The organism is Janthinobacterium sp. PSRC1-1 (assembly GCF_049897525.1).
GTDB classification, from domain to species: Bacteria; Pseudomonadota; Gammaproteobacteria; order Burkholderiales; family Burkholderiaceae_D; genus Janthinobacterium; species Janthinobacterium tructae.
The window spans coordinates 115,152-126,668 of record NZ_JAFCWK010000015.1 but is presented as its reverse complement, the minus strand read 5'-3'; the positions used below and the strand labels follow the sequence as shown (position 1 = coordinate 126,668).

Below are 11,517 nucleotides of genomic sequence, written 5' to 3'. Positions count from 1 at the left end.
CGCGCCGGTGATGCTGGCCTGCCCCGCCACCACAGTGCCGCCCGCCGGCCCCGCCAGCGCAAGACTGCCGTAGCCGAGCATCAGCGCCGCCGCCATGCTGGTCAAGGCGAAATGCGCCCCGCCCCCGCTGCATCCTGGCATCGAGCGCTTGCCGGCCGATTTGACGTTTTCGGACACGGCGGCATAGGCGCCCGTGGCCTGGTTCCAGATGGAGCGGTAGATGCGGTTCATGGCGGTGTCCTGAGTGTTTTAACTTGTACTAATTTAGAAGTACTTGACGGCTTGCAGCCAGAAACGGCCTGCCGCATCCGGTGCCGAGGTCGCCTTGGCATTGCCCAGCTTGTGCGCGTAATACGCTTTCAGCACGAGCGCGTTGGCGCCCGTCCACGTCACGCCCACGCCAGCGCCGCTCAGGGTGCGGCGGTTTTCGCCCGCGCTCCAGGCGTCGCGATTGAGCTTGACGCTGCCCGTGTCGGCAAACGCCAGCACCTGCAGCTGGCCGGGCAAGGCCGCAAAGGCCGTCACGTTCTGGCGCAGTTCCAGATTCAGCACGTAACCCTGGTCGCCATACGCCTCGCCGCCCGGATAGGCGCGCACGCCGCCCACGCCGCCGATGCCCATCTTTTCCGAGACATCGAGATTTTTCGACGCCGCCTGGCCGCTGAGGGTGCCGAACAAGCTGGTCTCGCCGCCCAGGCTTTGCAGGCGCGCCGCGTTGAAGGCGAGCTTGTGGAAGCTGCCGTTGCTCTTCACCGTCAGCTGGTCGATCAGGCGCGCCAGCGGCGTCTCGATGTCGATCTTGCCCGTGGTGTACGTCACGGAATAGGTGCTTGCGCCACCGCCGCCCCAGCCATCCTTGGCGTCGCCGTTCAGGTTCAGCATCCACACCCTGGCCGTCTTGTCGTTGACCGTGCCCGTCGATTCCGTGCGGTCCTGGAACGTCTTGTCGTCGTAGCTGACTTGCGCATACAGGTTGCTGCTGCGCGAGCGGATCAGCGGATAACTGCCATACGCGCTGGCGATCTTCGCCGTGCCCTTGGCCTCGAGCACGGCAAATTCCTTGCCCAGCTTGTAATCCATATACGTGTAGGCGCCGCCCAGGCGCAGCAAACCGGCCTGCCCCTGATACGCCAGGCGGCCGTAGTTCAAGCCGTCGGCCGAGGTAAACGCGCGCACGCTGGCCACGTCGCCGATGCCGGCCAGTTCATTGATGTTCAAGGTGGCGCCGATGCGGTTGCGGCCCGTGTAGCGGTTGCCCTGGTTATCGACGTCGATGCTGCCGTTGAAACGCGATCCCGGCTGCACGTCGACGATGAGGTCGGATGCGCCCAGGGACGCGCCTGGCGCCAGCGTCGAGCTGACCTGCACGCCCGGCAAGTCCGACAGCAGCAGCAAGCGCCGCTCCAGCGGCGGCGTGGCAATCACTTGCCCGTCGAGACCGGCCAGTATCGCGCCGGCCAGGCCGTCGGACAGATTACTCTGGTTGCGCAGCTGCACTTGCCCGTACTGGCCCGGCAGCACGCTGATTTGCACCACGCCATCCTCGATATCCTGCGCCGGCAGATACGCCTGCGCCAGGAAATAGCCACGGTTCTGGTAATAGCTGGCAATGTTTGACGCCATGGCGCGCAGCTCGCCCAGGGTCAGCTCGCTGCCCGGCACGAAACCCGTGCTGGCGATCAGTTCGCTCTCGGCAAAGACGGGCGGCGCCGTCACCTGCAGGCGCCGTACCGTGATGCGCGTGGTATCGCCCACCGTGGCGGCCGGTACATTGCCCTGCTGCACGCGGATGGCCGGCGGCGCCTTCGGCAGCTGGGGCGCGACGGGAATCTGCTGCAGCTGGCTGCCTGCGCTGGGGGGATCGACGGCGTACGCGTTCTGAATCAACAGCAGCAAGGTCAGGGGCAGGAGTTTGGCGCGCAAAAGAATCCTCTCGATCACAGAATCAGCGGTGGGCAGTGGGCGGTAGAGTTGCCAGATATTAACTTAATAGTTCCTATACTGTAACAGTTCCGTTCTACAACTTGACCATTTCCATTTTTTTAAGTTAAGAAAGTGCTCATTGATTCGCGTTCCTGGCCAGTTTGGCGCGCCAAATGTTGCAACGGCGCGTCGATCAGGCAGTTTCCGGGAGATTTTGACGGCAAGCGGTCTTGTATGCTCGCCAGCGTTGGCGGCAATGGCGGCAACGGCGGCAGCGGCCCGGCGCGAGCGGGCCGCTGCGGTGAGTGAAGCAACTACGTCAAGCGATGGCTTGACACTGCCCATGTATCTGCCGCACTGACACCATCGTCAGTGCAGTGAGCTGGAAATGCGCGTCAGACGTCCTCTCAATGCCCGCCCCCCAGATACGCGGCGATCACCTTCGGATCGGTCTTCAGACTTTCGGCCGGGCCGTGCACGGAGATGCTGCCGTTTTCCAGCACATAGCCGTAATCGGCCACGTTCAGGGCGGCGGCGGCAAATTGCTCCACCAGCAGCATGGTCACGCCTTCGCCTTTCAGGCGCGTGATGATGCGGAACACTTCCTCGACCAGGATGGGCGCCAGGCCCATCGACGGCTCGTCGAGCAGGATCACTTCCGGGTTCAGCATCACGGCGCGCGCCATGGCCAGCATCTGCTGCTCGCCGCCCGACAAGGTGCCGGCCAGCTGGTCGCGCCGCTCCTTCAGGCGCGGGAACAGCTCCAGGGCCTTGTCCAGGTCGCCCTTGATGTCGCCTTTCGGGCGCGAACGCGTAAAGCGGGGAAAGGCGCCCAGCAGCAGGTTGTCCGTCACCGACATCGAGGCGAACACGCGCCGGCCTTCGGGCGAATGGGCCAGGCCGGCGCGCGCGATGCGGTGCGAGTCGAGCCCCGTGACGTCCTTGCCGCCCAGGGTGACGGTGCCGGACTTGGGTTTGAGCATGCCGGAAATGGCGCGCATGGTGGTGGTCTTGCCGGCGCCGTTCGAGCCGATCAGGGTCACCAGCTTGCCCTTCGGGACTTCGAGCGAAATGCCGTGCAGCACTTCGACTTTGCCGTAGGCGGCGTGCAGATTTTGAATGGTCAGCATGGTCTTCCTCTCAGTGCGCCGCGGGGCTCAGGGTGTCGGCGCTGCCGCCCAGGTAGGCTTCGATCACTTTCGGATCGCTCTGGACAAGCGCGGGTGCGCCTTCGGCGATCTTCTGGCCGAAATCGAGCACCGTCACCACATCCGACAGGGCCATCACCACGTCCATGTGGTGCTCGATCAGGATGATGGTGATGCCGTGGTCGCGGATCTTGCGGATGATGGCCATCAGCTCCTTGATGTCGGGCGCCGTCAGGCCCGCCGCCGGTTCGTCCAGCAGCAGCAGGCGCGGATTGAGGCCCAGCGCGCGGCCGATTTCCAGCAGCCGCTGCTTGCCATACGGCAGATTGCGCGCCTCTTCGTTGGCCAGGTCGGCCAGGCCGACGAATTCGAGGATGCTGGCGGCCCGCTCGCGCGCCAGGCGCTCTTCGCGCTTGTAGCGCGGCGTGTGCAGCATCACGTCCAGCATCGTCGACTTGAAGGTGTTGTGCAGGCCCACCAGTACGTTTTCGGTGGCCGTCATCTCGCCGAACAGCTGCACGTTCTGGAAGGTGCGCGCCACGCCGCCCAGGGCGATTTCGGACGGCGTGCGGCCGGAAATGACGGCGCCGGCAAATTCCACCTTGCCCGCCGTCGGCTTGTAGATGCCCGTCAGCACATTCATCATCGTGCTCTTGCCCGAGCCGTTCGGCCCGATCAAGCCGTGCACCGAGCCTTGCGTCACGTTCAAGTCCACCTGGTTCAGCGCTTTCAGGCCGCCGAACTGCATCAGCGCCTGCTCCACGCGCAGCAGCGTTTCGCCGCGCTGGCCGCCCTGGGCGTGGTCAAAAGGCGCCACGCCGTGCGAGGCCACCGCCTGCACATGGCGCCGGCCCTTGCCCACGAAACTCATCAGGAAGCCGACGATGCCATCCTGCAGGTAGTACACGACAAACAGGGTCATCAGGCCGAAGATGGTCAGGCGCCAGTCGATCATATTGTCCAGTCGATAGGAATACGCGGCCAGGCCGATGGTGGCGACCAGCGGCACGAGCACGCCGCGCACGGTGGAACGCTTCTGGGCCAGCATGAAGATGGAGCCGATCACGCCCAGCACGGCGGCAGCCACGGCGATCTTGCGGAACAACTCGATGTCCGCCAGCAGGCTCGGCAGCATGACGACGATCAGCGCGCCGAGCAAGGCGCCCGAACGCGTCTTGCGCCCGCCCATGATGACGGCCAGCAGGAACAGAATGGTCAGCTCGAAGTTGTAGGTATTGGGCGAGATATATTCTTCCGAATACGCATACAGGCTGCCGGCCAGGCCCGCGAAGCCGGCGCTGATGACAAACGCATACACTTTATAGCGATACACGGACACGCCCATGCAGTCCGAGGCGATGGGGCTGTCGCGCAAGGCTTCAAACGCCCGCCCCAGGTTCGATTTCAGGATGCGGTGCACGACCACCAGCGAGATCACCATCAGCGCGGCGACCATGTAGTAGTACTCCACCTCGCTCAATCTGTGGCCGAACAGGACGGGCTTGTGGATCTTGATGCCCATCGGCCCTTCCGTCAGGAAGCTCATTTCATTGATCAGGATTTGTATGATGGTGCCGAAAGCCAGGGTCACCATGGCCAGGTACGGCCCCGTCACGCGCAGCGCCGGCAAGGCCAGGATGGCGCCAAACAGGGCCGCGCCCACGATGCTGGCGGGGATGGCCAGCCAGAAGGACAGGCCCAGCTTGAACACCAGCACGCCCGTGACGTACGAGCCGATGCCGAACAGGCCAGCGTGGCCCAGCGACACCTGCCCCGTGTAGCCGACAACGATATCGAGGCCGAACAGCAGGATGGCGTAGATCAGGATGGTCTCGGCCAGGTGGATGTAATACGGATTCGGGATGACAATCGGGAACAGCACGAGCGCGGCCAGGCCCGCCGCGCAGAGCGCCAGCATGGTGAATTTCTTGTTCATGTGATCCTCAGACTTTCTTGATCGCGGCTTTGCCGAACAGGCCGGACGGCTTGACGGCCAGCACCAGCAGCAACAGCAGCAGGCCTGGCACTTCCTTGTAGCCGGTGGAAATGTAATAGCCGGTGGTGGTCTCGGCGATGCCCAGGATCAGGCCGCCGACGATGGCGCCCACGCCCGAGGTCAGCCCGCCGATGATGGCCACCGCGAACGCCTTCAAGCCCAGCGAGGCGCCCATGGTGGCGCCGGTCAGGGTCAAAGGCGCCACCAGCACGCCCGCGAAGGCGGCCGTGGCCGACGACAGCGCATACGAAAAGGTGATGACCATGCCCGTGTTGATGCCCATCAGGCCAGCCGCGTCGCGGTCATTTGCCGTCGCCACCACGGCCTTGCCGTAGATCGACTTGCGGTTGAACAGCTCGACGGCCAGCATGATGGCCAGCGCGCCGACGATGACGGCCACCTGCATCGGCTGCACATTGGCGCCCAGCACCTTGAACGGTGCGGCGCTGAGCGGCGACGGGAAGGTCAGGTCGTCCTTGCCCCAGATGTTTTCCGCCACGTTTTTAAAGATGATGGCCAGCGCGATGGTCGACATGATCCAGCCGAATTCGGACTTGATCTTGATGGCCGGCCGCACGCCTATCCATTCGACGAACACGCCCTGCAAGGCGCCGAAGGCGATGACGATGGGGACCATCAGCAAATAGCTCATGTAAGGGCCGCCGTGAATGGTGCCCACCAGCGACAGGCCCACCAGCGCGCCCAGCATCAGGGACTCGCCCTGGCCAAAATTGAGGGTGCCGGAAGTGGCAAAGGTCAGCTGATAGCCGAAGGCGATGACGGCATAGATCATGCCCAGCGCGACGCCGCTGAAGACAAGCTGCAGGAAGATTTCCATGGTATTCCCCGGAGACGAAAGATGAAAAAATGGCCAGTCCTGATTCCTCAAGGCTGGCCATTGCGCGGCGAATGTCCGCAGGGATTACTTGGCGAGGACGACCTTGCCGTCCTTGACTTCGCCAAACACAGTCAGCTCGGCCGTGATGGCTTCATGGTTGGTCTTGCTGAACGGTTTGTTGTAGGTCGTCACGGCGCCTTCCACCTTGTCCGTCAGGTTTTCCAGCGCGGCGCGCACTTTCGGGCCATCGGTGCCGCCCGCCTGCTTGAAGGCCGCAGCCAGCAGGTAGATGGAATCGTAGCCTTGCGCAGCCGAGACGGCCGACGGCATGCGTCCACCCGACGGCTTGTAGGCAGCCACATAGGCGTCGATGAAGGCCTTGCGCTTCGGCGTGCTGGCATCCTGGATAAAGGTTTGCGGCATGCGCGTGCCATTGCCGTTCTTGCCGGCGTTGTCGATGAAGTTACCCATGGCCAGGGTCCAGCTGCCGATCAGCGGCACTTTCCAGCCCAGTTTTTCCATGCCGTTGGCGATCTGCGCCAGTTCCGGGCCGATGCCGTAGGTCAGCACCACTTCCGCCCCGGCCTGCTTGGCTTTCAGCAGCTGGGCCGTCATGTCGACGTCCTTGATGTTGTATTTTTCAATGGCGACGGGCTTGATGCCCTTCTTTTCCAACGCCTTTTCCAGGTCTTCGCGGCCCAGCTGACCATAGTTGGTCGAGTCGGCCAGGATCGCCACTTTCTTGAACTTGCGGTTATCGATCGCCTCGTGCACGATCATGCCGGACTGGATGGTGTCATTGGCCGCGTTGCGGAAGATATAGTTTTCCGGCTGGTCGGCGAACTGCTTGGTGACGATGGAGCCCGTGGCCACATTGTTCATGACGGGAATCTTGGCTTCCTGATAGAAGCGTTGCGAAGCCAGCGCCACGCCCGTGTTGATATAGCCGACGGTAGCGGCGACTTTTTCCTTGTTGATCAGTTCCTGGGCGATTTGCACGCCGCGCTCGTTCTTCGCTTCGTCGTCGCGCTCGATCAACAGCAGGGAACGGCCCAGTACGCCGCCTTTGGCATTGATTTCAGCGACGGCCAGCTTGACGCCGTCGCGCATCGACACGCCCATCGGCGCGGAGCCGCCCGTGAACGGACCGGACACGCCGATCTTGATGGGTTCGGCTGCGAAAGCGGATTGAGAGAAACCCAGCACCAGGCTTGCAACGAGCAATTTCTGTTTGAAATTCATTTGTCATCTCCTTTAATACAACATTTTTTTTATAGTCGTACGCTGGATAACCTCCCCATCGATAAAACATTGTAGGTGAGTAATCTGGCAGCAGCAACAGATACATATGACGCGTCGCAGCATGCGCAAAAGACCAGATTGCTTGTCCGATGTCAGCTTTTTGTAAGGAAAATATGAGGCAAATTGGCGGATTAGAATATTTTCCAGTGCATATATTTCCAACAGCTTGAGTTATACGCAAACGGCACGCGCACCGTCCATGTCCATGATCCTCCTCAATCAACACATTGGTCAGAGTGCTAACGTCAACAATGCCGTCGCGGCCGCGCCAGCCTATACACTCGCCAGGAGGTGATATGCAATGTTCCATCCGATTTCCTATCCGCACCTGTTTGATCAGCCTGTTTGTGACCGTGCTGGCCAGCGGTTGCGCCACCACCAATTTCGAGCCAGCGCGTACCTTCGCCGCAGAGACAACGAAACTATCTGCTGCTTTTCCACCAATGATCGCGGGTACATATGACAGTTGCATGAGCAACTCCATGCGCAAACAGGTGGTGATGGGCAGGCAATTCAATGCGGCAGAGAGCGAACAGGCGGCGACCTCCACTTGTGCGCTGATCGGCGTCAGCAATCCACAAGCCGCCGCCATCAACGATATTTTACGGGTCTACGCCAAAAGCATTGCAGAAGCAGCAGACGGCGACCTGAAAGATTTTTCAAAGGAGGGCAAAGACCTCGGCGCTGCGATAGGCAGCTTGCAGCGGCCTGGCAGCGGTACGCCCATCTTTGATCAAGGCAAGCTTTCCCTGGTAGTCAAACTTGGGCAATACCTGGCCAGCCAGATGACGCAGGATATGCAAAAAGCAAGCTTGCGCGATTTGCTGGCAAAGCAGGATGAGGTAAACGCCGCCAGCGATCTTCTGAAGGAATACGCCCAAAGAAGCTACAGGGCCAGCGTGGAAACTGAAACGCGTGACCTTGCCTTGCTCCGTACCTATGTGGCAGGCATGGCGCAAACCGAACCGCTGGCGGCCAATTACGTCGATACGCGCTTGTATATGGAGGGCAAGCAGCTCGCTGAGCGAAAAAAGCTGGCAGATGACTACTATGTTCGCGCCATTGATGGCATGCAGGCCAGCCTGGGCTCCTTGCGGGCAAACATTGATCGGCTACAGGAACCTGCGTTGAAACGACAACTGGAACAGTTCAAGGAACAGGTCGGCGCACTGGAACGTCAATCAGCCTTTTATGCGCCAGCACGCTGGTAACCGTTGCATAACATCATCAGGAGAACAACATGAGCGACGTCAACAAATTAAACAGAGAACGGACCTACGAGATCGCGGACGCACTGGCGCAGGCATCAAGCCAGATACTGGAAAGGCGCATCGAGCTCAGGCTTACACAGGTACAAGGCAACGAAAAGACGCAGGAACAGCGAGAGATGGATGAAAAAGACCAGAGGGAGCTGGAGCAGTGTGAGAACCATCTGGATCAAATGGTGGCCATGTTTCGCGCTTACGGCATTCATCTGCTGGCAGAGGCAGCCCAGGATCCCATCGCAAGCATCAAGGATGCCATTGCTGATGCAACGCAGAACTTGAAGACCATCAAAAACATCAAACACAACGTCATGACAGCGGCAAGGCTGGTCGACTTGGCCGCGACAATTCTGTCGCGTGATCCTATTGCCATGTTTGAGGCGGCAAAATCCCTGCAGACTTCACTCAGGCGACCTGCGTCAGAGCCGATCTGACGCTATGCGGGGTCAAAGCTCTTGCTGCCGATGCCCCATCGCGTGTTCGGCCATTTTCAGGAACAGGGCCGCTTGCGCCTCGTGGTGCGCATACCCCATCCGCCCCTCGCTCAGGGCGACGGACTTTTGCAGCAGCGCTTCCGGGTAGTTGGCGTCGCAGGCCGCATCGAGCCAGAAGCGTGCCCTGGCCTCGTCGGTATCGACCAGCAGGTTCGCCACGATGAACATGGCCGGCACCACGCCCCGCCGGGCCGCCAGCTCCAGCTGCCGCAGCGCGGCGGCGCTGTCCTGCGGCCCGCCCATGCCGTTTTTCAGCATCAGGCCCAGGTAGTACGCTGCGGGACCGCTGCCCTGCCCCGCCGCCTGCTCGAACAGCGCGCGCGCCTGCGGCTGCGACGCCGTCCCGGCGCGCATCAGGGTCTTGGCCTGGGACGTGACGTCCGAACCTGCCGATGCCAGCGGCGATGCCCCCAAGGCGATGGCAAACAACAATGCCTTCATTTCGACAGATCGATCTGGTACAGCGCAAAACCCTTGCCCGCGCCATCATCAGATTTCAGCTGCGTCACATTGCCGATGCCGGCCGCCTGCGCCAGCGCGATCATGTGCGGCGCCGAGTGGAACACCACCGGGCCTTTCGTGGCAGCCTCGGCGAAGCGCCAGCTGCGCGCCGAACCGTTTTTCGCCCGCGTCAGGTTTTTTTCCTTGGTCACGTAAGCGATCAGGAGTTCGCGGTTGTTGTCGGGCGAGGCCACCACCGTCTTGCTGCCGTCGAGGCCCGGGAAATTGCCGCCGCCGCTGGCGCGGTAGTTATTCGTCGCTATCAAAAATTCCTGGCTGGCGTCCATCGGCTTGCCCTTGTACGTCAAACCCTTGATGCGCTGGCCCGGCGGCTGCGTGACGTCGATCTGGTAGCGCACGTCGGCGCTGGTGAGCGTATCGAAGTTGTAGCTGGGGTGGGCCGTGTTGACCAGCTCCTGTGGCTCGGCATTGTTGACATCGATGGTATTGAAGCGCCGCGCCGACTGTTCCAGCCAGGCTTTCAGTTCCGCGCCAGTCATCTTCACGCCGTACAGCGCGTTCGGATATAAATACAGGTCGGCCGCGTTGTTCAGCGCCACATTGCCCGCCTTGACATCCGTGTAGTCGGACACGCCGGCCGAGCCGCTCTTGAATGGCGACGACATCGACAGCACGGGCAAGTGCGCGTACTGCGGCAGGTTCGCCTTCACATACGCGGCCAGGTAGCCCGCTTGCGCCTGGTTCACCACCTCGATGGCGCTGACGTCGCCCACGTCGGCGAAATACGTCGACATGCGGAAATCGGTGGCGCCGACCGGTGTCTGTACGTAGGCAATCGTCGCCGCATGCTCCTCGGCCACCAGCCTGGCGATGGCAGGATCGGGCGCCACATAACTTTTATCCGCGTTCTGGATGCCGCGCACTTCCACCGTGGTGGCGCTCTTGTCGATGAGCCACCGCTTGCCGTCGTGGCGCAGGGAGAGGCCAATCACGCCCAGGTGCTTGCCCCACAAATTGGCCATCACGGTAGGCACGCCATTGACCAGTCCTTTGACCTTGTCGACGCCGGGCAGATTAAATTGCGGCACCGTGCTGGCGGCGTTCGGGAACAGCTGGTGCGAGTGGCCGATCAGCATGGCGTCCACGCCGGGCACTTGCGACAGGTAGTAATTGCCGTTTTCCATGGTGGGCGAATACGGGCTGTTATCGAGGCCGCCGTGCGAAATGGCTACCACCAGCTCGGCGCCCCTGGCGCGCATCTCGGGGATGAATTTTTCCGCCGTCTCGCGCACGCCCTGCGTGTAGACGCGCCCTTCGAGCCAGCGCTTGTCCCAGGCCATGATGGTGGGCGGTGCAAAGCTGATGATGCCCACCTTCACGCTGCTGGTCACCGGTCTGCCATCGGGGCCGGCCGCCGTGATCTGCTTGTCGATGATGTGATATGGCCCAAACAGGGGCTGGCCCGTCCTGACGCTGTAGACGTTGGCCAGCACTTGCGGGAACGCGGGGCCGGCGCAGCGCGGTTTGCCGGCGTCGACGCTGTCGACATCAAACTGGCTGCCCGTCACCTGGTTCAAGAAGGCCAGGCCGTAGTTGAATTCATGGTTGCCGATGCCGCCGCCATCGACCTTCAGCAGATTCATCGCCTTGTAGATGGCCAGGGTCTGGTCGCAGGCCAGCGGTTTGACCAATGCCTGGTAGTCGGCCAGGGCCGTGCCCTGGATGGTGTCGCCGTTGTCGAGCAACAGGTTGTTCGGAAATTGCGCGCGCGCCTGGGCGATCAGCGCCGCCGTGCGTTCCAGGCCGATCGACGGTTCGGCCTGCAGCTTGTAGTAATCATAACTGAGCACATTCGCGTGCAAGTCCGTCGTTTCCAGCAGGGCCAGGGTGGCCGTGCTGCCCGCTGGCATGGCGGCCATCGCCCGGACCGGTTCGTGGGCGGCGGGTGGCAAGACGCCGCAGCCGGCCAGCAGCAGCGGTAACAGGGCAAGACGGGGAAGTTGGCGCAGCGGGTGGCACATGAGAATTCCTGTGGAAAGACAATATCGCCAGCATCATACGCAGCACGCCAGCCATCTTCAAGGCAAAA

Annotated in this window: 10 protein-coding genes; 2 read left to right on the top strand and 8 right to left on the bottom strand. The window is 61.9% G+C overall.

Going from position 1 to position 11,517, the window contains the following annotated elements:
• The 6 genes from ACP7DW_RS25305 to ACP7DW_RS25280 form a co-directional block, all read right to left on the bottom strand.
• Nucleotides 1–231, bottom strand: a 231-nt coding sequence (locus ACP7DW_RS25305; protein ID WP_426057769.1) for an ESPR domain-containing protein, incomplete at its 3' end; no start/stop codon positions are given.
• Nucleotides 232–264: 33 nt separating this feature from the next.
• The gene (locus tag ACP7DW_RS25300; protein ID WP_426085175.1) at nucleotides 265–1,923 is read right to left on the bottom strand and encodes a ShlB/FhaC/HecB family hemolysin secretion/activation protein; all 1,659 of its coding nucleotides are present in this window, start codon (nucleotides 1,921–1,923) and stop codon (nucleotides 265–267) included.
• A 407-nt stretch (nucleotides 1,924–2,330) separates the two neighbouring features.
• Nucleotides 2,331–3,053, bottom strand: coding sequence for an ABC transporter ATP-binding protein (locus tag ACP7DW_RS25295; protein WP_099763446.1), 723 nt, complete (start codon nucleotides 3,051–3,053; stop codon nucleotides 2,331–2,333).
• Nucleotides 3,054–3,063: 10 nt separating this feature from the next.
• Nucleotides 3,064–5,007, bottom strand: coding sequence for an ABC transporter permease subunit (locus tag ACP7DW_RS25290; RefSeq protein ID WP_426057251.1), 1,944 nt, complete (start codon nucleotides 5,005–5,007; stop codon nucleotides 3,064–3,066).
• 7 nt (nucleotides 5,008–5,014) lie between these two features.
• Nucleotides 5,015–5,905 carry a branched-chain amino acid ABC transporter permease gene (locus ACP7DW_RS25285; protein WP_100873371.1) on the bottom strand — a complete coding sequence of 297 codons (891 nt, stop codon included), beginning with the start codon at nucleotides 5,903–5,905 and terminating at the stop codon, nucleotides 5,015–5,017.
• An 84-nt stretch (nucleotides 5,906–5,989) separates the two neighbouring features.
• On the bottom strand, nucleotides 5,990–7,147 hold the full coding sequence (locus ACP7DW_RS25280) for an ABC transporter substrate-binding protein (protein ID WP_426057250.1): 1,158 nt from the start codon (nucleotides 7,145–7,147) through the stop codon (nucleotides 5,990–5,992).
• Nucleotides 7,148–7,503: 356 nt separating this feature from the next.
• Between ACP7DW_RS25280 and ACP7DW_RS25275 the strand changes: the two genes are divergently transcribed.
• Nucleotides 7,504–8,418, top strand: coding sequence for a hypothetical protein (locus tag ACP7DW_RS25275; protein ID WP_426057249.1), 915 nt, complete (start codon nucleotides 7,504–7,506; stop codon nucleotides 8,416–8,418).
• 29 nt (nucleotides 8,419–8,447) lie between these two features.
• Nucleotides 8,448–8,906 (top strand): hypothetical protein, encoded by a 459-nt coding sequence (locus ACP7DW_RS25270; protein WP_426057248.1) that lies wholly within the window; start codon nucleotides 8,448–8,450, stop codon nucleotides 8,904–8,906.
• A 12-nt stretch (nucleotides 8,907–8,918) separates the two neighbouring features.
• On the opposite strand, the gene ACP7DW_RS25265 is transcribed toward ACP7DW_RS25270, so the two are convergent.
• On the bottom strand, nucleotides 8,919–9,407 hold the full coding sequence (locus tag ACP7DW_RS25265) for a tetratricopeptide repeat protein (RefSeq protein WP_426057247.1): 489 nt from the start codon (nucleotides 9,405–9,407) through the stop codon (nucleotides 8,919–8,921).
• Nucleotides 9,404–11,449 carry a bifunctional 2',3'-cyclic-nucleotide 2'-phosphodiesterase/3'-nucleotidase gene (locus ACP7DW_RS25260; RefSeq protein WP_426057246.1) on the bottom strand — a complete coding sequence of 682 codons (2,046 nt, stop codon included), beginning with the start codon at nucleotides 11,447–11,449 and terminating at the stop codon, nucleotides 9,404–9,406. Before ACP7DW_RS25260 ends, ACP7DW_RS25265 begins: the two co-directional genes overlap by 4 nt.
• Nucleotides 11,450–11,517: the final 68 nt, after the last annotated feature.